Genomic DNA, 20,228 nt, shown 5'->3' with positions numbered 1-20,228 from the left:
GCAATGAAGCAGGAAGGTAATGCATATCTGATAGAAAGCGGACAAAAGGTCACCTCTGAAAGGTGCGAGTGAGTGGACCCCTCTCGCGGGCGGGACGACGGTGCGCAACAGCCGGGGGCAACCGGCGACCGTTCCACCCTGACACTGCACATCAACGGAACCGAGCAGACTCTGACGCTCGATCACCGCACCACGGTCCTGGACGCGCTCCGCGAACACCTCGACCTCACCGGCGCGAAGAAGGGCTGCGACCACGGACAGTGCGGGGCGTGCACCGTCATCGTCGACGGACGGCGCGCCAACAGCTGCCTGCTGCTCGCCGTCGCCCACGACGGCGCCCGCATCACCACCGTCGAGGGCCTCGCCGACGGCGACCGGCTCCACCCCGTCCAAGAAGCCTTCCTGGACCGCGACGCCCTGCAGTGCGGCTACTGCACACCCGGCCAGATCTGCTCGGCCGTCGGCATGCTCGGCGAGGCGGCGGACGGTTTCCCGTCCCATGCCACCGCTCGCACCGCACCCGTATCCACCCCGGCGCCGCTCGACACCCCCGAGATCCGCGAGCGGATGAGCGGCAACCTGTGCCGCTGCGGCGCCTACCCCCGTATCGTCGAGGCGATCGAGGACGTGGCGCCGTGAAACCATTCGCCTACCTCCGCGCCCGGTCCACCGCCGAAGCGGTCCGTGAGAGCTCCGCCCACCCCGGCGCCGGATTCCTCGGCGGCGGCACCAACCTCGTCGACCTGATGAAGCTCGGAGTGGAAACCCCCGACCTGCTCATCGACATCGGCCGACTGCCCCTGGACCAGGTGGGCGACACCGACGACGGTGGACTGCGCATCGGCGCGACCGTGCGCAACAGCGACCTGGCCGCCCATCCCGCTGTACGCACTCGCTACCCCGTCCTGTCGCAGGCACTGCTGTCCGGCGCATCCGGGCAGCTCCGCAACACCGCCACGACCGGCGGCAACCTGCTGCAGCGCACCCGGTGCCCCTACTTCCAGGACACTTCCAAGCCCTGCAACAAGCGGGAACCAGGCACGGGCTGCCCAGCCCTCGAAGGCGCCCACCGCGATCTCGCCGTACTCGGCCACTCCGAGCACTGCGTCGCCACGCACCCGTCCGACATGGCCGTGGCCCTGTCCGCGCTCGACGCCACCGTCCAACTGCACGGGCCGGACGGTGAACGGACCGTACCCGCCACCGAATTCCACCGGCTGCCGGACGACACCCCCCACCGGGACACCGAGATCCGGGCCGGCGAGCTCATCACCGAAGTGGTCCTGCCGCCGCGCCCGGACGGCGCCGGATCCCTCTACCGAAAGGCCCGCGACCGCGCCTCGTTCGCGTTCGCCCTCGCGTCCGTCGCCGCGGTACTGAGCGTCCGCGACGGCCGGATCGAGCATGTGGCGCTGGCCTTCGGCGGGCTTGCCCACAGGCCCTGGCGCGCGCACGCCGCGGAAGACGCACTCCGGGGTGCACCGGCGACCGATGAGACCTTCGAACGGGCCGTGGACGCCGAACTCGCCGCGGCCCGGCCGCTGCGCGACAACGCGTTCAAGGTAGGCCTCGCCCGCAGTCTGGCCGTCGACGCGCTGGCCGAACTCGCCGCCGACAGCTGAGCAACCACACAAACGCCGACCCGCAGACGTGAGGACCCCGTCATGAGCCAGGCCCCTCCACCACTGGGCACCCCCGTCGCACGCCGCGAGGGCCGGGACAAGGTCACGGGCACGGCCCGCTACGCCGCTGAGCACACCCCACCGGGCTGTCTGTACGGCTGGCCCGTCCCCGCCACCATCGCCCGCGGCCGCGTCAGCGCCGTCCACACCGACGAGGCGCTGGCCCTGCCGGGCGTGCACGCCGTCCTCAGCCACGACAACGCCCCGCGGCTGAAGCAGCCCGACGACCCGATCCTCGCCGTCCTCCAGGACGACCGGGTCCCGCACCGGGGCTGGTACATCGCGCTCGTGGTGGCCGACACGCTCGACCGGGCCCGTGCCGGGGCCGAGGCACTGCGGATCGCGTACGAGGCCACCGAGCACGATGTCCTCCTGTCCGAGAACCACCCCGGCCTGTACACGCCGGAGACCGTCAACGGCGAGTACCCCGCCGTCCGCGAACGCGGCGACGCCGACCGGGCCTTCGCCAGGGCACCCGTACAGGTCGACGCCACTTACACCATCGGTGCCCTGCACAACCACCCCATGGAGCCGCACGCCTCCACCGCGCAGTGGACGGAGGACGGGCATCTGCACGTCCACGACTCGAATCAGGGGTCCACCGCGGTCCGTGAGAGCCTCGCCGCCGCCTTCGGGCTCCGGCCGCAGCAGGTCACCGTGGTCGCCGAACACGTCGGGGGCGGCTTCGGCTGCAAAGGCACCACACGCCCGCAGACCGTCCTGGCGGCCATGGCCGCGCGCCACACCGGACGCCCCGTCAAGGTCGCTCTGCCCAGGCGGCAGTTGGCTGCCGTGGTCGGCCACCGCTCGCCCACCGTGCAGCGCCTCCGGCTCGGTGCCGAACTCGACGGCACCCTGACCTCGGTCTCCCACGAGGTGGTCACCCAGACCTCCACCATCAAGGAGTTCGTGGAGCAGGCGGCCGTCCCGACCCGCATCATGTACGGGTCGGCTCACAGCCGTACCACCCATCGTGTGACCGCCCTGGATGTGCCGAGCCCCTCCTGGATGCGCGCACCGGGCGAAGCCCCGGGCATGTACGCGCTGGAATCTGCCATGGACGAACTCGCCTCGGCCCTCGGCATGGACCCCGTCGAACTGCGCCTGCGCAACGATCCGGTCGACGACCCCGACTCGGGCCGCCCGTTCAGCAGCCGGGGCCTCGCCGCCTGTCTGGAGGAGGGTGCCGCACGCTTCGGCTGGCACGACCGCGATCCGCGCCCCGCGGTCCGTGAAGAGGGTCCGCTGCTGGTCGGTACGGGCGTCGCGTCCTCCACGTTTCCCGTGTACCTCTTCGGCTCCAGCGCCTCGGCGCACGCGGCCCCCGACGGCTCGTACCGCGTCCAGGTCAACGCCACCGACATCGGCACCGGCGCCCGCACCGTACTCGCGCAGATCGCGGCCTCCGTACTGGACACCCCGGTGGCGAACGTCCGGATCGACATCGGCAGCAGCGAACTGCCCGACGCCTCGCTGGCCGGCGGCTCATCGGGCACGGCCTCCTGGGGCTGGCCCGTGCACAAGGCGTCCACCGCCCTGCTGGGACAGCTGCGCGAGCGCACCGGCCCCCTTCCCGCCGAGGGGCTGACGGCCTTCGCGGACACCGGGCAGGAGACCTCAGGGCAGTCCCCGTACGCGCGCCATGCTTTCGGTGCGCAATTCGCCGAGGTCGCCGTCGACTCCCGCACCGGAGAAGTGCGGGTGCGCCGGATGCTCGGTGTCTTCGCTGCCGGGCACATCCTCAACCCCCGTACCGCACGCTCCCAGTTCATCGGAGGTATGACCATGGGAATCGGCATGGCCCTGACCGAGGGCAGCACCATGGACCCCGTCTTCGGCGACTTCACCGAGAGCGATCTCGCCTCCTACCATGTGCCGGTCTGCGCCGACGTACCGGAGATCGAGGTGCACTGGATCGACGAGGACGACCCGCACCTCAACCCGATGGGCAGCAAGGGCATCGGTGAGATCGGCATCGTCGGCGCCGCCGCGGCCGTCTGCAACGCTGTCCGGCACGCCACCGGCGTCCGGCTGCGCAGCCTTCCCCTCACCCCGGACACACTGCTGCCGTATCTGCTCTGACCTGGGCAGATATTTGTTGTACGGCAGACCCGTCGGCCCCTGTGTTGCGCATCCGGCTCTGCAGGGTCACTCTGTTGAGTGACCCAGAAGCGACATCCGCTCACTCTTCGTATTCGGGGGGGTCGTTGGTTCAATGAGGCGAAGTCAGTGGGCCTCGATGTGAGGAGCCTCGACGATGACCGTTCAATTCGACCGGCACTATCTGGTCGAACTCCAGGTTTCGGCAGAGCGTGTTTCGCAGCTGCGGCGGATAATCGCCGCGCACCTCCGCCATTGGAGTCTCGAACTTCACATCCGGCCGGTGTGCCGGGGGGTGGAGGAGCTGCTGACCAATGTCCACCGGCATGTCGGTGACGACAACAACTGTGTCGTCGAACTCCGCTGGTCCGGGCGGCATCTCACGGTCTCTGTCGCCGACAACGGCTCCGAGATGCCGCGGCTGCTCAGCACCGGCGGCGGTGGTCTCAGCCGCGTCATGGCCCTGAGCGACAGCTGGGGCACCTGCCGCACGGCCGACGGCAAAGTCGTCTGGTTCACCCGGTACGCGAAGGAGCCGCGCACCGTCGACCTGGTGCCGTTGCCGCCGCTGCCCGGTGCGGGCGAGTTCCGTCGTCCGCCCGTCGCCGTTCCGGATCCGGTTCCCGAAACCACGACGGCATCCGACTCCGCCCCCGCTCTCGTCTGAGCCGGGCCACCAGGACCGGTACTGCCGGCTTCCGTACCCGCTGAACGCTTCACCTCCCGGCGCGGACGGCGTGCGCACCGCACGCATGGTCCGCGTCGGTCGGGTATCCGCCCGCAGGGCCCGCGTTGCGGCACGGCGTGCGGCGCTGCACGGTCGAAGTACCGAGGCAAGGAGGCCCCAGTCATGCCCATCGCGACGGTCAACCCCGCGAACGGCGAGACGCTCAGAACGTTCGACGCACTGGGAGAGGCGGAGATCGAGCAGAAGCTCGACGCCGCCGACACCGCGTTCCGGCAGTACCGCACCACCGGATTCGACGAGCGGGCCGGCCTGCTGAACCTGGCCGCCGGTCTTCTCGACGAGGACGTGCAGGACATCGCGCGCACCATGACCACCGAAATGGGCAAGCCCGTCAAGGCGGCACGAGCGGAAGCCGCGAAGTGTGCGAAGGCGATGCGCTGGTACGCGGCCCACGCCGAAGAACTTCTCGCGGACGAGCATCCGCCGGCGGACGATGTGCAGGATTCCGGTGCCTCCAGGGCCTATGTCCACTACCGCCCGCTGGGCGCCGTCCTCGCCGTGATGCCGTGGAACTTCCCGCTCTGGCAGGTCGTACGATTCGCCGCCCCCGCGCTGATGGCCGGGAACGTCGGCCTGCTCAAGCACGCGTCGAACGTCCCGCAGACGGCGATGTATCTGGAGGGCCTGTTCCGCCGGGCCGGATTCCCCGTGGGATGCTTCCAGACACTGCTGGTGGGATCCGGAGCCGTCGAGTCGATCCTCCGCGATCGCCGGGTCGCCGCCGCCACCCTCACCGGCAGCGAGCCGGCCGGCCGCTCGGTCGCGTCGATCGCCGGCGACGAGGTGAAGCACACCGTGCTGGAACTGGGCGGCAGCGACCCGTATCTCGTCATGCCGTCGGCGGACGTCGCCAGGGCCGCCCGGACCGCCGTGACCGCCCGCGTGCAGAACAACGGCCAGTCCTGCATCGCCGCCAAACGATTCATCGTGCACACGGAGGTGTACGACGAATTCGCCGAGCGCTTCACCGTGGGCATGCGCGATCTGACGGTCGGCGACCCGCTGCAGGAATCCACCGACGTCGGACCGCTCTCCAGCGAACAGGGCCGCGCCGACCTGGAGGAGCTGGTGGACGACGCGGTACGGCAGGGCGCGAGCGTGCTCTGCGGAGGCGGCCGGCCCGACGACCTGGGCCCTGAGCTGGAGCGGGGCTGGTTCTACGCCCCCACCGTCCTCACCGGGATCACGACCGGCATGCGCATCCACCGCGAGGAGACCTTCGGCCCCGTCGCCACGCTCTACCGCGTCGAAGGGCTGGACGAAGCCGTGGCGCTCGCCAACGACAGCCCCTTCGGACTCAGCTCCAACGTATGGACCCGCGACGCGGACGAGGCCCGTCGCTGTGTGCGCGATCTGGAGGCGGGTGGTGTCTTCTTCAACGGCATGACGGCGTCCCACCCCGCGCTGCCCTTCGGCGGCGTGAAGCGCTCCGGCTACGGACGTGAACTCTCCGGGCACGGCATCCGCGAATTCTGCAACGCGACCACGGTCTGGTACGGCCCCGATCCCGTCGGCGCCACGTCCTAGGAGACACAACATGAGTCATGCCGCCCACCCGGCAGTGACGCCCGGCCCCTCCGACGAAGAGATCGCGGCCCTCGACGCGCACTGGCGGGCCGCCAACTATCTGGCCGTCGGCCAGATCTATCTGATGGCCAACCCGCTCCTGACCCGGCCGCTCACCCGGGAGCACATCAAACCGCGCCTGCTCGGACACTGGGGCACTTCACCCGGACTGAACCTGGTCCACACCCATCTCAACCGCGTCATCAAGTCCCGCGGCGTCCAGGGCCTGTGCGTCTGGGGTCCCGGCCACGGCGGACCGGCCGTCCTCGCCAACTCCTGGCTGGAGGGCAGCTACTCGGAGACGTACCCCGACGTCAGCCGTGACGCCCAGGGCATGGGGCTGCTGTTCAAACAGTTCTCCTTCCCCGGCGGGGTGCCCAGCCATGTGGCACCGGAGACTCCGGGCTCCATTCACGAGGGCGGCGAGCTCGGCTACGCCCTCACCCACGCCTACGGTGCCGCCCTGGACCACCCGGACCTGCTCGTCACCTGCGTCATCGGCGACGGGGAGGCCGAGACCGGACCACTCGCCGCGTCCTGGCACTCCAACAAATTCCTCGACCCGGTGCACGACGGAGCCGTCCTCCCGATCCTTCACCTCAACGGCTACAAGATCGCCAACCCGACCGTGCTGGCCCGCCTCCCCGAGCCGGAACTCGACGCCCTGCTGCGCGGCTACGGGCACGACCCCCTGTATGTCGGCGGCGACGACCCCCTCACCGTCCACCGGGCGATGGCCGCCGCGATGGACCGGGCCGTGGACCGCATCCGGGAACTCCAGGCCGCCGCCCGTACCGGCGGCGACACCGAGCGCCCGCACTGGCCGGTGATCGTGCTGCGCACCCCCAAGGGCTGGACCGGCCCGGCTGAGGTCGACGGGGTGCCCGTCGAAGGCACCTGGCGCGCCCATCAGGTCCCGCTGCCCGGCGTCCGGGACAACCCCGAACATCTGCGCCAGTTGGAGGCGTGGATGCGCTCCTACCGGCCGGAGGAACTCTTCGACACGTCGGGGCGCCCCACTGCCCAGGTGCTCGACTGCGTGCCCGAAGGCGCCGCCCGGCTCGGCGCGAGCCCGTACGCCAACGGCGGTCTGCTCCTGCGCGATCTGCCCATCCCACCGCTGGACGACCACGCCGTCGAGGTCGACAAGCCCGGCACGGTACTGCACGAGCCGACGCGGGTGCTCGGCGGCCTGCTGGAGGCCGTCATGGCCGCCACCTCCGAACGCCGAGACTTCCGGGTCGTGGGCCCCGACGAAACCGCGTCGAACCGGCTCGACGCCATCTACGAGTCCTCCGGCAAGGCATGGCAGGAGCGGATCCTGCCGACCGACGAGCACCTCTCCCGCGACGGACGCGTCATGGAGGTGCTCTCCGAGCATCTGTGCCAGGGCTGGCTGGAGGGGTACCTCCTCACCGGCCGGCACGGTCTCTTCTCCTGCTACGAGGCGTTCGCCCACATCGTCGACTCGATGGTCAACCAGCACATCAAATGGCTCAGGACATCCCGCCGGCTGACCTGGCGCCGCCCCATCGCCTCGCTCAACTACCTGCTCACCTCGCACGTCTGGCGCCAGGACCACAACGGGTTCTCCCACCAGGACCCGGGCTTCGTCGACCACATCCTCAACAAGAGCCCCGAAGTCGTACGGGTCTATCTGCCGCCGGACACCAATACCCTGCTCTCCATCGCCGACCATGCGCTGCGCAGCCGGGACTACGTCAATGTGATCGTGGCGGGCAAACAGCCGAGCTTCGACTGGCTCACCATGGACGAGGCCCGGGCGCACTGCGCCCGCGGAGCGGGTGTGTGGGAGTGGGCGGGCACGGAGGACGGCAGCCGCGAACCCGACGTGGTGCTCGCCTGCGCCGGTGACGTACCCACGCTGGAGACTCTGGCGGCAGCCGATCTGCTGCGCAGGCATCTGCCGGAACTGGCGGTACGGGTGGTCAACGTGGTCGACATGACGCGGCTGCTGCCCCACGGAGAGCACCCACACGGCATGCCGGACTCCGAGTACGACGCGGTGTTCACCAGGAACACCCCGGTGATCTTCGCCTACCACGGCTACCCGTGGCTGATCCACCGACTGGCCTACCGGCGGGCCGGCCATGCCCATCTGCATGTGCGGGGCTACAAGGAGGAGGGCACCACCACCACGCCCTTCGACATGGTGGTCCGCAATGACCTGGACCGCTACCGGCTGGTCATGGATGTCATCGACCGGGTGCCCGGCCTCGGCGTCCGCGCCGTGGCGGTACGCCAGGCGATGGCGGATGTCCGTACCCGCCACCACGCCTGGATCCGTGAACACGGCACGGACCTGCCCGAGGTGGCCGACTGGACCTGGAGCGGCTGACACCGCCCCGGGGTCCCGCGACGTGGGCTCAGCGGCCGACAGCCTTTGCCAGCTGGGCCTTCGTCATGTGGGACCGTCCGTGGACGTTCTTCCTCTTCGCCTCTTCGTAGAGCTGGTCGCGAGTGGGCCCCTCGGCTCCGCTGTGGGAGCGCAGACCGCCGCGCCGCGGGGACGACATGTCCTCGATGGAGGTACGGCTCGCGGTCCTCGACTCGCCGGCGCGGGCGCGCTCCTTGTTGACCGTACGGGCCGCGATCTCCTCGGCCCGCTCCTCGCTGACCCCGCGCTCCTGCGCGCTCTCCTTGATGTGTTCGTACTGCCGTTCCCGTTTGGCATTGGATCCGCGTGGCATGGTGCGCTCCTCTCCCTGGGATCTGCCCCAGGACTCGGCCCGGGGCTCGATCGGGCCCTTCCCCAGTGTCCCAGCGGCCCCCGGAGCCCGCACGCCTGCCGCGTACCCGATGCGGCGTACGGTGTGTTGTCGGTTTGTTCAGTAGCGCAGGGCCGCCGCGATCCGTCCGTACTCCGCGAGCGAGTCGTCCGCGAGGAAGACCACGTCGGTGCCGCTGTCCAGCGCCGCCTCGACGAGCTCGTCCACGATGTCCTCTCGGACCGAGCCGTCTGTGAGGTCCGCGGCTTCGCCGCTCACCGGTTCGAGGTGCTCGTCCGTCACCCGTACTGTCTGCTGGAAGTGCTCCTCCACCGCGACCAGTCCGGCGCGGCCCTCCCGTACCGCGGCCCACACCTCGTCGAGACCACCGGCGAAGGCACGACGGCCGCGCGCTTCGTCCAGTTTGCCGTCGATCTCCGCCGCGAACCGCTGCTGCCGCGTCTCGAGCGCGGGCCGCAGCTCATTGAGCAGGCCGGCCGGTGTCATGTCGGCCGGCACACCCCTGGTGACCCGGCCCACGGCCGACTTGGCGCTTTCGCCGACGTCGTCCAGCAGGGCGAGCGCGGGGGCGAGGCCGACCAGATACAGCGGGCGCGGGTCCGTCGCCAGTACCGCGCGCAGCTTCTCGTCGACGGTGCGCAGGAAGTTGCGCGTCTCCTCGTCGCTGAAGGTGCTCGGCGTGTCGCCGATCCGCTCCTCGCGCTGTGGGTTGGGTGCCTCCCTGGGAGCCGTCAGCGGGAATCCGCCGGTCCGCTCCTCGTGCAGGACGTCCGCCGTGCCGCTCCACAGGGCGGCGTGCTCGGCCGACACCGTGAGCGCCCAGAACGGCTGGGCCTGGGCCTTCGCCGCGACCAGATTGCGGGTCAGATAGGTGTCGCTGAGGACCACCCGCTCGGGTGCAGTACGGGGAAGCTGCCAGATCTGGTGCTCGTCGGCGGTGACGAGGACGACCAGGGCGTCCAGGGTCCGGCGGGGGTCCACCTCGTCGACTGCCCGGTCGAGCTGCTCCTTGATGGCGTTCCGGGCCTCACGGGTGACCGCGGGATCCGCTTCCAGCCGGCTGACGGCCTCGGACACCAGGTTGCGCAGCCGAACGGCGTCCTGCGCGTTGTCCGGAGCGCGGCGGTGCGTCGGCATGGTCAGGGACAGGGCCGGATAGGGCTTGGCCGCCCGCAGTTCCTGCAACAGGCCGGCGGTCAGGGCGTCCGCATCCATCGTTCTCTCCCAGGGGCTTCGGCGGGCATCCGCTCCCGAGTGAAGCGGGTGAATTCGACGAGTCAATTCATACCTTTTGATCCTAATATGAGCGAGTTCTCCATCGTCGGTCTCAGGAGGTACGCGCGATGTCCACGCTCACTGTGTGGAAGTTCCAGTCGGCCGAGGGCGCGGAGACTGTGGAGACCACGCTCAAATCCCTCCAGAAGGAGGGGCTGATCAAGATTCTCGACGCGGCCGTGGTCAGCTGGCCCGCCGACCGGGCGAAGCCCAGGACCAAGCAGCTGATCAACCTCGTCGGTGCCGGCGCACTGAGCGGCACGTTCTGGGGAATGCTGTTCGGCCTGATCTTCCTGATGCCGCTGCTGGGCGCCGCGATCGGTGCGGCGGCCGGGGTGCTGGGCGGCAAGCTGGCCGATGTCGGCATCGACGACGACTTCATCGCCGAGGTCAAGGAAAAGGTGACGCCCGGGACTTCGGCACTGTTCCTGCTGACCATGAACGAGGTGCCCGACCGGATCAGCGACGCCCTGCCCGACGGCGGCGCCGAACTGCTCCACAGCAACCTGGACACGCAGAGCGAGGCGCGGCTGCGCGAGATCTTCGGCGAGGACGCGGCCTGACCGACCGGTGAGCCGCGGCGGTCCGGGTTCCCCGCACCGTCTCTGCCTCACCCCCATTTCCTCATCTCTCCCTGCCTCTTCATCTCCCTTACGCCCTTCCGAGCAGACGGAGCGTCCGTGAACCCGACCAGCCCCCTGCGGCACGCCCTCGGCGGCCGCGCAGCCCGCAACCTCACCCCAGCCGTGCTGGCCGTGTTGATCATCGCCGGTACCGCCGCCTGCGGCGGCTCCGGCACCTCCTCGCAGGGCACGGCCAGGAGCACCCGTACGGTGTCCCCGGAACCGGCCATGACCCGGTCCGCGAGCGCCAGTCCACGTACCCAGCAGGAATTCGCGGCCTCGGTCTCCGCCGCCGCCGAGCGCAACCGGCAGCAGGCCGCCAAGCGGCTCGCAGGCGTCAAAGGACGGGGCAACGCGGTCAAGGACGTCTCGGTGACGGGACTGCCGGTCGCGAAGTCCGAGCAGTTCCGCAGCGCCCTCGTCCGCGTCACCAATCGCACGGACAAGGCCGCCTTCTACGCCGTCAAGGTGGAGTTCGTCGACTCGTCCCAGAAGGTGCTCGACACCGTGGTGCTCGGCTTCGCGGACGTCCCGCCCGGCCGGACCGTCAGCCAGCACGCCAACAGCCGCAAGGTGGCCGGCGTCAAGACGTTCCCCCGGATCGCCCAGGCCGAGCGCAGCTGACGGCCGGGCCGGGTGAGCGCCGCCGAAGCCGTCCACCCAGGTCGGGCCGCGGGAGCGCGCCCGGCGCGAACGGGTCGCGGTCGTCGCCGCCCAGGGTGCTCTCGACTTCACCGCGGCCGAGCAGGTGCTGTACGCCCTCGACGAGGCGCGACCCCAGGAGACGGGGGCCGCGGTACTGGATCTGCGGCGGGTGACCGACATCGACTCGGTGGCCCGGGCGGTGCTGCAGAGCGGACTCGGCCGGCTCGTGGAAGGCGGTGTGCGCACCGCCGTGGCCGACCCGGCGGGGCACCTCGTCCTGCTCCCCGGTGCCGGGGAGCAGGACGAGCGCACAGCCCTTCGGCCCTTCGACTGCCGTGAGGAGGCCGTGGCCCGGTGCGCGAGCGGCCTGGCCGACCGAAACGGGGAAGGAGCTGGTCCGGGTCTTTCCCTCTACCAGATGGACTCGACCCATTCCGGGTGATCGACAAACGGGTTCCGGTTGTGCTGGTACTGCTCGAATATGACGTCGTTGCGCCGCTTCTCGAAGCTGTCCGGCGGGTCCTCCTGGCTCCACGCCTTCAGCACCGAGAGACGGCCGATGTACGGTGCGGAGCCGTTGGACACACGGTCGTTGGGTTCGAGGTCCGGGAAGGCATCGTCGCCCTCGTAGCGCACCGCCATGTAGAGGATCATGCGGGCCACATCGCCCTTGACCGCGTCGCGCGGTTCGAAGGAGTCGCTGTCGGTGTAGCTGCCCGGTGCGCCGCTGACCGCGCTGCCGCCGTTGTCGAAGTCCTTGTTGCCGCGGATGGAATTGACGGTGACATCCTCCGGGCGCAGGTGGTGGATGTCGGTGCCGGGGCCGGTGGCGGTGCCGAAGTCGCCGTGGGACTTGGCCCAGACGTGCTCGCGGTTCCACTGGCCGACCGAGCCGCCGTTGTCGCTCTTGGGCTCGGAGCGCCCGGAGTAGAGGAGGATCACGTTCGAGGGGTTGGCGGGGTCCTCGTCCGTGTTCTTGAGTGCGTCCCAGACCTGGCTGTAGGAGATCTTGGTCTGGCTGCTGATGATCGTGTGCAGAGCGCTCTTGAGTGCGGTTCCGGACTTGCCGAGCGCGTCCTGGTAGTACATGTCGTCGAGAGTGCCGAGAGATGTCGTGGCGACCGGCGCGGCCGGGGGTGTGGCGGCGGGCGCGGCGGCCGCGGTGCCGGCGAGTACCGCGAACGCGGCCAGGGTCGCCAGCAGGGGGCGCCGGTAATGAAGGTGACGACGGGACATGTGGGGTGTCCTCTCCGAAAATGCGGGCACCACGAAGCCGTCACAAGGTGGGGGGCGGCGCCGCGGCGGTCGTGTGGTAGGTGGTCAGCGGGAGCCTTCCACACGCACCGTCACCATGGTGTGAACGCTGTGTATCTATCATGTGCAGGTCAAGTGAGGGCTTGTCCGTGGCGCCTGGAGCGGATCGGGGAGGCATCGGATGCGGCGGGCCGGGCACGGGGCGAGAATGACCGAAAGGACGAGGAGGCGGCATGAGTGACGAGTCCGAATCCGTATCCGCAGCTCGGGGAGTGACTCCCGACAGCCTCTTGCACACCGGCGGGAGCGACAATCCGACGGCAGAGGACCTGGTGCTCGCCTCAGGGCGGGACCTGACTCCGAAGAATCTTCAGTGGGCGGAGCGCAGGCTCGCCCGGGAGGGCCGGTCGGCGATCGACAAGGCGCTGCCCTAGCGCATGGCCCGGCGGCCGATGCGGGGAGTGTGTGGGCGCTCCCCGCAGCTCGGCTAGCCTGGGTGCACAATGAACCGTTTGACTACGTCAGGGGCCGGGTACGACCTCGCCCGCTTCCCCGAGGACCCGCGCGACCCGTTCCGTGCCTGGGACGCTGCCGATGAGTATCTGCTGCGGCGGCTGGAGGGAACCGACGAGTCGGAACCGGTCGACCTGTCGGGCGCCGTGGTCGTGGTGGGCGACCGCTGGGGCGCCCTGAGCACCGTGCTGGCCGGGCGCCGCCCCGTACAGATCACCGACTCCTACCTGGCGCAGCGCGCGACCCTGGCGAATCTGGACCGCAACGGCGTGGGCGCGGATGCCGTACGCCTCCTGTCGGCCAGGGACACCCCGCCGGACCGAATCGACGTCCTGCTGGTACGTGTCCCGAAGAGCCTCGCGCTCCTGGAGGACCAGCTCCACCGGCTGGCGCCGGCCGTCCATGCGGGCACCGTCGTCATCGGCACCGGCATGGTCAAGGAGATCCACACCTCCACCCTCAAACTCTTCGAGCGGATCATCGGCCCGACCCGTACCTCCCTCGCGGTCAAGAAGGCCCGGCTCATCCTCTGCACCCCGGACCCGGCCCTGGCCCGTACGCCGAGTCCCTGGCCACACCGCTACGACCTGCCCGAGGGCGTCGGTCCGGTCTCCGGCCGGACGGTCACCAACCATGCCGGGATCTTCTGCGCCGAGCGCCTCGACATCGGCACCCGCTTCTTCCTCGGCCATCTTCCCGCGCGCAGCGGCCCCGACCGGGTAGTCGACCTCGGCTGCGGAAACGGCGTCGTCGGGCTGTCCGCCGCGCTCGCCAATCCCGAAGCGACGGTTACCTTCATCGACGAGTCGTACCAGGCGGTCGCCTCCGCCGAGGAGACCTTCCGGGCCAACACCGGCCCGGGCGCCAAGGCCGACTTCGTCGTCGGCGACGGGCCGGCACAGCTGCCGCCCGCCAGTGTGGACCTGGTACTCAACAACCCGCCGTTCCACTCCCACCAGGCCACCACCGACGCAACGGCCCGCAACATGTTCCACGGGGCGCGCGCCGCACTGCGGCAGGGCGGCGAGCTGTGGGTCGTCGGCAACCGGCATCTCGGCTACCACACCCAGCTGCGCCGGATCTTCGGCAACTGCACCACGGTCGCGGGCGACCCGAAGTTCGTCGTCCTGCGCGCCGTCAAGCGCTGACGCCCGCCGGAGACGTCCTGGCCCTTCCGGATTCTTGCAACACGTTCTACTGTGTGCGCCGCCGCACACGGGCGACGCGACCGCGAGACTCCTGGAGGGGCCGTGCACCTCGAATACACGCCTGAGCAGCAGCAGTTGCGCGCTGAACTGCGTACGTACTTCGCCGGCCTGGTCCCCGACAACGCCTACGCGCGCTACGCCGACCCCTCCTCGCAGAAGAACTTCTACCGCGAGACGATCCGGCGCCTCGGCACCGACGGCTGGCTCGGCGTCGGCTGGCCGACGGAGTACGGCGGACGCGGCCTGTCGCCGATGGAACAGTTCATCTTCTTCGACGAGGCCGCCCAGGCGGGCGTTCCGCTGCCGCTGATGGCCCTCAACACCGTCGGCCCGACGATCATGCAGTTCGGCACCGACGAACAGAAGGACTACTTCCTGCCGAAGGTCCTCGCCGGCGAGATCGACTTCGCGATCGGATACAGCGAACCCGACGCGGGAACAGACCTCGCCGCGCTCAAGACCCGGGCCGTGCGCGACGGCGACGACTATGTCGTCGACGGGCAGAAGATCTGGACGACCAACGGCGACACAGCCGACTGGGTCTGGCTCGCCGTCCGCACCGATCCGGACGCCCCACCCCACAAGGGCATCACCATGCTCCTCGTCCCGACGAGCGACCCCGGCTATTCCTGCACCATCATCAACACCCTCGCCTCGCACGACACCACCGCCAGCTACTACGAGAACATCCGCGTCCCCGTCTCCCGCCGCGTCGGCGACGAGAACAAGGGCTGGCGGCTCATCACCAACCAGCTCAACCACGAACGCGTCACCCTCGCCGCCCACGGCACCATGGCCATCCGCGCCCTCCACAACGTCCAGCACTGGGCGACGGACACCCGGCTCACCGACGGCCGCCGCGTCATCGACCTGAGCTGGGTCCGCGCCCTCCTGGCCCGCACCCACACCAGGCTCGACGCCATGAAGCTCCTCAACTGGCAGATGGTGTCCGCGGTCCAGAACGGAACCCTCACCCCGCAGGACGCCTCCGCCGTCAAGGTCTACGGCTCCGAGGCACGCCGCGACGCCTATGCCTGGCTGATGGAGGTCGTCGGCTCGGCGGGACCGCTGAAGGAAGGGTCGGCTGGCGCCGTACTGCACGGCGAGCTCGAACGCGGATACCGGTCCGCGGTCATCTTCACCTTCGGCGGCGGCAACAATGAGATTCAGCGGGAGATCATCTCGTGGATCGGTCTGGGCATGCCGCGCGTACGGCGGTGAGCGGGTGCGACCACAGATTTTTAGTTGTCACATACCGGGGATAGTTGGCACTGGATGGATTCGCGTAAGCATCCAGCGGAAGGGTGGGGGACGGGACTCGTCACATGGTGGAGCATTGGTGCCCGGACGGAGGGGCGCGAGGGGCGAACGGCAGGTCGAAGCCGCCTTGTCCGAGGCTTCCACCGGTGGTGTCCGAGCTCTTGCCCTGCTGGGCAGCCCGGGCATTCGAGACACACTCTCGGCACGCGAGACGACCGTGGACATCACGGTGGGGGTTTCCTCCGTGCGATCGCGTCCGTTCGCGCACCGTTCCAAGTGGTCTTCCCGCTTCCGCTTCCCCACGTACCTGCCCGCGTCACCCAGCGGCGGTCTACCCTGGCGGGGGACGGAGACCTCAAGGTGACCGGGGGCCAAGCACCGCTTGTTCCCGCAGGTCTGGCGAACCTGCTGGCCCTTGCGCAAGGTCTCCCCGATCGCCTTCTCGTACATCCAGCGGTGCAGTGAACCGTTCCGGGTTCGGTAGGGACTCGATCGTTTGAGAGGATCGAGTCATGGCACGTCCTTCCCAGTGCCCGCTTGAGCTGCGCCGTCGTGCGGTGCGGATGGTCGCCGAGGTGCGGCCGGAGTACGACACCGAGTGGGCCGCGATGAAAGCGGTCGCATCGAAACTCGGCATCGGCACGACCGAGACCTTGCGCAAGTGGGTCCGGCAGGACCAGGTCGACGCCAGCGCCCGGCCGGGGACGACGACGGAGGAGTCCGCGCAGATCAAGGCGATGAAGAAGGAGATCGCCGAGCTGAAGCGGGCCAACGAGATCCTCAAGGCCGCGGCAAGTTTCTTCGCGGCCGAGCTCGACCGGCCTGACTGACAACTCACGGTTGATTGCGAGAAGCGTGACCACTTGGTGCCAACAAGCGTGTCCCACCGACCAGAAACCACCAGCTCATCGAGCTTCACCGGTTCCAACTAACGTGTCCAGGCTCAGCTGCGTGACGCCTCGCCGAGGCTTCCTGTCTCATCGATGCGCCCGTCCGCACCGGTAGGCAGCTGTCCTGGGCCTTGCTCCGCGGGCAGAGGCAGCACCATCGCTTGGTGTGTGAGGTGTCCGGCGTCGACCGCGCGCAGCGACACCGTTTTGGTCGTGACGGTGGTGGGGTGAGCGATCAGGCGCATCATGCACACCCCGATCCAGCCGCAACCCGGACCGCTGGGGCGGCCCGTCATGCCGGGGCCCATATCGGCCGAGGCCACCTCCACCAGGTGGCCGGACAACGGAGGCGCTGTGCACCGTGCGGTGCCCGGCGGCCGCCGGTTGGCGGTGTGCGGACCGCGGAAGGCGCCGGTCGTGGCCAACGGCGCCGTCGTGGCAATGCCCAGCAGGGCGCCGCCGCAGCACCGCCCAGGACCAGCCACACCCGGCGTCGGCGGTCCGCGTTCACCGCTGTTCCCGCAGCAGCGCGAGGCGACGTTTGTATTCGTCCTCGTCGATCTCCCCGCGGGCGAACCGCTCGGCGAGCAGGTCCTCTGCTCGCCTGCCTCCCCACCCATACCCCCCGGAGGGGGGAGTCGAGCCGGGCTGATGGCCACGGTGGGCGCTGGTCAGGTAGTGGACAAGGGCAACGATGCCGGCGATCACCAGTGCGAAGAGCAGCACCACGACCACGGTCATGACGAACCAGCCGCCCCGGCCCCAGCCGCCGTCGTACCACATCATGCCGATCACTTCCCTTGGCCGGTTTCCTCAATTCCAGCGTGGACGAGGAACGGCTTCGGCGGAAATCGGAGGCGCGTTCCCGGCGCTGGGCCGAACGGCCCCAGGGGCTCGGGCCCGCGGCCTGAAGATCGACCGCAGCAGTCAGACCGCCGTACCGCCGCCCACCCCCCGAGCCTCGCCGCCGGGCAGACTCAGCGCATGCGGTCGCCAGGTGCGAGCAGGCTGGTGAGCTGCGCGATCGCTTCCGGGGAGGGCTTGAAGTAGCGGCACACGTTCTCCGGCTTCCTGCGCCGGGATTTCGCTGAGGACCGCCGCCGGAGGGCTGCGGCCCTCGTACCAGGCGCAGATGGTTTCCATCCACACGGATTCGTCCCCAACAGGGTTGTGTGGGTCAGTGTTTTCGTGCCCCGCGGGGCCTGCCGTGGCTGGGGTGTCCGGCCCTCCCGGGTTGGGCGAGCCCGGTTTGCTTCGCAGGGGCACCCCGCGGATGAATCAGGTCACGGCGAAGGCCATATGGAGTGGCCTCATCCACGGTTGTTCGCGGTCCGACGGGAGGGCGGCCGACATCGGGTCTCGCGTGCTGCCCGCAGGCCCACCCCCGGCAGATCGCCGGCGTCGCCGGGGCACGGGGTAGGTCATCGACTGGCACAGGCGGTCGGCATGCCGCTCGTGACCATTGCCGCCGGGGTGAGGAGTTGGGCGCCGGTTCATGCGCATGATGGCGACGAAGGGCAAGACTTTGCGAAAGACGCTGGGCAGGGGCTCCTCGCCTTCTCGGCAGCCTTTCGGTGGGTGGGCATGCGCCACAGCACGGGTGGCCGACCCGGGGTCCGGCCGCCCGTTGGCGAGGGGCGGAGTCGGTGTGTGTCTTCAAGGGGCGGTGGCCGACCACATCTGACCTGCGGTTTTGTGAGTGCGCGCAATGCGTACTACGTGCGTTACAGGCGAATTTTTTGACGCTGGAACGATGTCCGTGACGCTCGTTTGGGCCGATTGCCGTCCACCAGGTGCTCCTCGGCGTACGGCTACTACCGTGAAGGTGTGGCCCGCCGCGCTACGCGCGGGTCACGACGGAGGCACCGTGGGCGACGAGGGATCTGACCACTGCGCAGAGGCGCACCGTCGGCTGGGCACGCTGCCGGGCGATCTCCAGGATCGGCTGGACGCCGTGAAGCGGGGTCCAGCCGAGGCGGCCCTGCTGCTGGATGCCGTCATGTCGGTGGGCAGAGGGCTCGACCTGCCCCAGGTGCTGCGTCGGATCGTCGATTCCGCGGTCGTCGTGGTCGATGCCGAGTACGGGGCCTTGGGAGTTGTCGGTGAGGGAACCCGGCTCACACAGTTCCTGCCGGTGGGCGTCACGGGGGAGCAGCGCGAGGCCATCGGCCCCCTGCCCGAAGGACACGGCATCCTCGGCGAGCTGATCCGTCACCCCGAGCCGTTGCGGCTCGTGGAACTCTCCGAGCATCCGTCGTCCTATGGGTTTCCGCCGAACCATCCGCCGATGCACTCGTTCCTGGGGGTTCCCATCCGGGTCCGCGACAAGGTGTTCGGCAATCTGTACCTGACGGAGAAGCGGGGCGGCCGGGTGTTCGACACCGAGGACGAAACCGTGCTGTCGACGCTCGCGGTGGCGGCGGGAGTGGCCATCGAGAACGCCCGTCTGTACGCGGAGACGTGCGACCGTCAACGCTGGCAGGAAGCCAACAGTGAGATCGTCGCGGCTCTGCTGAGCGGAGCGGACGTGGCACACGTCCTGCAGATGATCGTTGATCATTCCTCGCGCATCCTCGCCGCGGATCTCGGTGTGCTGGCTTTGCCCGCGGAGGGGAAATCCCTCCGTGTGGCACTGGCGTCCGGGGTGGACGCCGACACTCATCGCGGTCTGGTCCTGCCGCGAGCGGGATCGTTCGCCGGCGCGGCCCTGGACGCGGGCGAGCCGATCACCAGCCTGGATGTCGCACATGATCCGAGGATCACCGCAGGCCCGCCGAGGTGGACGGGGCTCCTCGGCCCCGCTGTCGCGGTCCCGATGGTGACGGGGGAGCGGACCCGTGGGGTGCTGCTGCTGGCCCGGGTACGGGAGCGTCCTGCCTTCACCGAGTCGGAGACCGCACCCCTGCTGGCGTTCGCCGGACAGGCCGCTCTGGCGATGGAGCTCACCGAACGGCGCGAGTCCGCCGAGCAGATCGCCCTGCTGGAGGACCGGGACCGCATCGCCCGGGATCTGCACGACCTGGCCATTCAGCGGCTGTTCGCCACCGGGATGACGCTGCAGAGCGTGGTGCGGCTCGTGGAACAGCCACAGGCGAGGGAGCGGTTGCTGCGCGCGGTGGACGATCTGGACGAGACCATCAAGATCATCCGGTCCACCATCTTCGGACTCCGCGCCCGTGACTCGGGCCGGGCCGGCCAGGGGCTGCGCGCCCGGACGGCGGCCACGGTCGAGCAGGTCGCACGGACCCTGGGCTTCCAGCCGTCCCTGCGGATGGGAGGGCTGATCGATACGGATGTGCCGGCCGAGATCGCCGACCAGGTGATCGCGGTCCTCGGAGAGGCGCTGAGCAATGTCGCCCGCCACGCACGGGCGACAACGGCGGACATCTCGCTGGTGGTGGGAAAAGGGGCGGTGAACCTGGTCGTGTCCGACAACGGTGTGGGCATGCCCAAGCATGGCGGTCCCCGAAGCGGGCTCGACAACCTCGCTCGGCGCGCCGAGAGACTCGGCGGCGAGATGAACGTGGGGACATCCGCGCGGGGCGGCACCCGACTGAGCTGGCGGGTGCCGTTGCGACTCTCCTGACACTTCGCGGGGTACTTCGGGGGCCGTGGCTGCGGGGGGGTGCCCCTATCTGTTTCGTCAAGCCTGGCGGGGCTGGTTCGTAGGGGTTGGTCCTGGTTTTCGGGAACGTCCCGCGAAGCGGGACGTTC

17 protein-coding genes and 3 pseudogenes are annotated in these 20,228 nt (G+C 69.6%); 14 read left to right on the top strand and 6 right to left on the bottom strand.

Annotated elements, in window-relative coordinates; translation table 11 throughout:
• Positions 1 to 72 precede the first annotated feature (72 nt).
• The 6 genes from ACIPEK_RS34305 (at position 73) to ACIPEK_RS34280 (ending at position 8,455) form a co-directional block, all read left to right on the top strand.
• Positions 73 to 639 (top strand): 2Fe-2S iron-sulfur cluster-binding protein, encoded by a 567-nt coding sequence (locus ACIPEK_RS34305; protein WP_402004319.1) that lies wholly within the window; start codon positions 73 to 75, stop codon positions 637 to 639.
• Positions 636 to 1,622: an FAD binding domain-containing protein gene (locus ACIPEK_RS34300; protein WP_402004316.1), complete on the top strand. Its 987-nt coding sequence runs from the start codon at positions 636 to 638 to the stop codon at positions 1,620 to 1,622. Before ACIPEK_RS34305 ends, ACIPEK_RS34300 begins: the two co-directional genes overlap by 4 nt.
• 42 nt (positions 1,623 to 1,664) lie before the next feature.
• Positions 1,665 to 3,764 (top strand): xanthine dehydrogenase family protein molybdopterin-binding subunit, encoded by a 2,100-nt coding sequence (locus tag ACIPEK_RS34295; protein ID WP_402004313.1) that lies wholly within the window; start codon positions 1,665 to 1,667, stop codon positions 3,762 to 3,764.
• 175 nt (positions 3,765 to 3,939) lie between these two features.
• Positions 3,940 to 4,449: an ATP-binding protein gene (locus ACIPEK_RS34290; protein WP_383074910.1), complete on the top strand. Its 510-nt coding sequence runs from the start codon at positions 3,940 to 3,942 to the stop codon at positions 4,447 to 4,449.
• A 183-nt stretch (positions 4,450 to 4,632) separates the two neighbouring features.
• Positions 4,633 to 6,057, top strand: coding sequence for an NADP-dependent succinic semialdehyde dehydrogenase (locus ACIPEK_RS34285; protein ID WP_402004309.1), 1,425 nt, complete (start codon positions 4,633 to 4,635; stop codon positions 6,055 to 6,057).
• A 10-nt stretch (positions 6,058 to 6,067) separates the two neighbouring features.
• On the top strand, positions 6,068 to 8,455 hold the full coding sequence (locus ACIPEK_RS34280; protein WP_402004306.1) for a phosphoketolase: 2,388 nt from the start codon (positions 6,068 to 6,070) through the stop codon (positions 8,453 to 8,455).
• Between the two features lie 28 nt (positions 8,456 to 8,483).
• Here the strand turns inward: ACIPEK_RS34280 and ACIPEK_RS34275 are convergent, their stop codons facing one another.
• Positions 8,484 to 8,807 carry a plasmid stabilization protein gene (locus tag ACIPEK_RS34275; protein ID WP_402004303.1) on the bottom strand — a complete coding sequence of 108 codons (324 nt, stop codon included), beginning with the start codon at positions 8,805 to 8,807 and terminating at the stop codon, positions 8,484 to 8,486.
• A gap of 138 nt (positions 8,808 to 8,945) precedes the next feature.
• Positions 8,946 to 10,061 carry a chemotaxis protein gene (locus ACIPEK_RS34270; protein ID WP_402004300.1) on the bottom strand — a complete coding sequence of 372 codons (1,116 nt, stop codon included), beginning with the start codon at positions 10,059 to 10,061 and terminating at the stop codon, positions 8,946 to 8,948.
• A gap of 128 nt (positions 10,062 to 10,189) precedes the next feature.
• Here ACIPEK_RS34270 and ACIPEK_RS34265 point away from each other — a divergent pair, with 128 nt between their 5' ends.
• From ACIPEK_RS34265 to ACIPEK_RS34255, 3 genes and pseudogenes are all read left to right on the top strand, one after another.
• Entirely contained in the window at positions 10,190 to 10,684 is a 495-nt protein-coding gene (locus tag ACIPEK_RS34265; RefSeq protein ID WP_402004297.1) for a DUF1269 domain-containing protein, read from the top strand.
• A gap of 117 nt (positions 10,685 to 10,801) precedes the next feature.
• Entirely contained in the window at positions 10,802 to 11,368 is a 567-nt protein-coding gene (locus ACIPEK_RS34260) for a hypothetical protein (protein WP_402004294.1), read from the top strand.
• 73 nt (positions 11,369 to 11,441) lie between these two features.
• Positions 11,442 to 11,831 (top strand): annotated as a pseudogene (locus tag ACIPEK_RS34255) (STAS domain-containing protein); the annotation flags it as partial.
• Here the strand turns inward: ACIPEK_RS34255 and ACIPEK_RS34250 are convergent.
• A complete protein-coding gene (locus ACIPEK_RS34250) occupies positions 11,801 to 12,625 on the bottom strand; it encodes an endonuclease I family protein (RefSeq protein WP_402004291.1) in 825 nt (274 codons plus the stop codon). The pseudogene ACIPEK_RS34255 and the gene ACIPEK_RS34250 overlap by 31 nt on opposite strands.
• A 251-nt stretch (positions 12,626 to 12,876) precedes the next feature.
• Here ACIPEK_RS34250 and ACIPEK_RS34245 point away from each other — a divergent pair, with 251 nt between their 5' ends.
• The 4 genes and pseudogenes from ACIPEK_RS34245 to ACIPEK_RS34230 form a co-directional block, all read left to right on the top strand.
• Positions 12,877 to 13,077, top strand: coding sequence for a hypothetical protein (locus tag ACIPEK_RS34245; protein ID WP_402004288.1), 201 nt, complete (start codon positions 12,877 to 12,879; stop codon positions 13,075 to 13,077).
• 69 nt (positions 13,078 to 13,146) lie between these two features.
• The gene (locus tag ACIPEK_RS34240; RefSeq protein ID WP_383074926.1) at positions 13,147 to 14,304 is read left to right on the top strand and encodes a methyltransferase; all 1,158 of its coding nucleotides are present in this window, start codon (positions 13,147 to 13,149) and stop codon (positions 14,302 to 14,304) included.
• Between the two features lie 102 nt (positions 14,305 to 14,406).
• Positions 14,407 to 15,585: an acyl-CoA dehydrogenase family protein gene (locus ACIPEK_RS34235; RefSeq protein WP_402004285.1), complete on the top strand. Its 1,179-nt coding sequence runs from the start codon at positions 14,407 to 14,409 to the stop codon at positions 15,583 to 15,585.
• A 551-nt stretch (positions 15,586 to 16,136) separates the two neighbouring features.
• Positions 16,137 to 16,447: pseudogene (locus ACIPEK_RS34230) on the top strand (transposase); the annotation flags it as partial.
• Positions 16,448 to 16,567: 120 nt separating this feature from the next.
• On the opposite strand, the gene ACIPEK_RS34225 reads toward ACIPEK_RS34230, so the two are convergent.
• The 3 genes and pseudogenes from ACIPEK_RS34225 to ACIPEK_RS34215 all read right to left on the bottom strand — a co-directional run.
• The gene (locus ACIPEK_RS34225; RefSeq protein WP_402004282.1) at positions 16,568 to 16,939 is read right to left on the bottom strand and encodes a hypothetical protein; all 372 of its coding nucleotides are present in this window, start codon (positions 16,937 to 16,939) and stop codon (positions 16,568 to 16,570) included.
• Between the two features lie 82 nt (positions 16,940 to 17,021).
• On the bottom strand, positions 17,022 to 17,300 hold the full coding sequence (locus ACIPEK_RS34220) for an SHOCT domain-containing protein (RefSeq protein WP_402004417.1): 279 nt from the start codon (positions 17,298 to 17,300) through the stop codon (positions 17,022 to 17,024).
• A 191-nt stretch (positions 17,301 to 17,491) separates the two neighbouring features.
• Positions 17,492 to 17,602 (bottom strand): annotated as a pseudogene (locus ACIPEK_RS34215) (site-specific integrase); the annotation flags it as partial.
• Positions 17,603 to 18,381: 779 nt separating this feature from the next.
• On the opposite strand from ACIPEK_RS34215, the gene ACIPEK_RS34210 reads away from it, so the two are divergent.
• Positions 18,382 to 20,100, top strand: coding sequence for a GAF domain-containing protein (locus ACIPEK_RS34210; RefSeq protein ID WP_402004414.1), 1,719 nt, complete (start codon positions 18,382 to 18,384; stop codon positions 20,098 to 20,100).
• The last annotated feature ends 128 nt before the right edge of the window (positions 20,101 to 20,228 follow it).

Source organism: Streptomyces sp. NPDC088246 (assembly GCF_044741025.1).
Taxonomy (GTDB): domain Bacteria; phylum Actinomycetota; class Actinomycetes; order Streptomycetales; family Streptomycetaceae; genus Streptomyces.
Note: the sequence above shows the minus strand (reverse complement) of the source record. Positions and strands in the feature narration are given on the sequence as shown.

Bases quoted from the DNA above. Each gene is read 5' to 3' on its own strand.
- ACIPEK_RS34285 (WP_402004309.1), top strand. From the start codon at position 4,633: ATGCCCATCGCGACGGTCAACCCCGCGAACGGCGAGACGCTCAGAACG.
- ACIPEK_RS34295 (WP_402004313.1), top strand. From the start codon at position 1,665: ATGAGCCAGGCCCCTCCACCACTGGGCACCCCCGTCGCACGCCGCGAG.
- ACIPEK_RS34265 (WP_402004297.1), top strand. From the start codon at position 10,190: ATGTCCACGCTCACTGTGTGGAAGTTCCAGTCGGCCGAGGGCGCGGAG.
- ACIPEK_RS34250 (WP_402004291.1), bottom strand. From the start codon at position 12,625: ATGTCCCGTCGTCACCTTCATTACCGGCGCCCCCTGCTGGCGACCCTG.
- ACIPEK_RS34220 (WP_402004417.1), bottom strand. From the start codon at position 17,300: ATGATGTGGTACGACGGCGGCTGGGGCCGGGGCGGCTGGTTCGTCATG.
- ACIPEK_RS34270 (WP_402004300.1), bottom strand. From the start codon at position 10,061: ATGGATGCGGACGCCCTGACCGCCGGCCTGTTGCAGGAACTGCGGGCG.
- ACIPEK_RS34275 (WP_402004303.1), bottom strand. From the start codon at position 8,807: ATGCCACGCGGATCCAATGCCAAACGGGAACGGCAGTACGAACACATC.
- ACIPEK_RS34245 (WP_402004288.1), top strand. From the start codon at position 12,877: ATGAGTGACGAGTCCGAATCCGTATCCGCAGCTCGGGGAGTGACTCCC.
- ACIPEK_RS34280 (WP_402004306.1), top strand. From the start codon at position 6,068: ATGAGTCATGCCGCCCACCCGGCAGTGACGCCCGGCCCCTCCGACGAA.
- ACIPEK_RS34240 (WP_383074926.1), top strand. From the start codon at position 13,147: ATGAACCGTTTGACTACGTCAGGGGCCGGGTACGACCTCGCCCGCTTC.
- ACIPEK_RS34290 (WP_383074910.1), top strand. From the start codon at position 3,940: ATGACCGTTCAATTCGACCGGCACTATCTGGTCGAACTCCAGGTTTCG.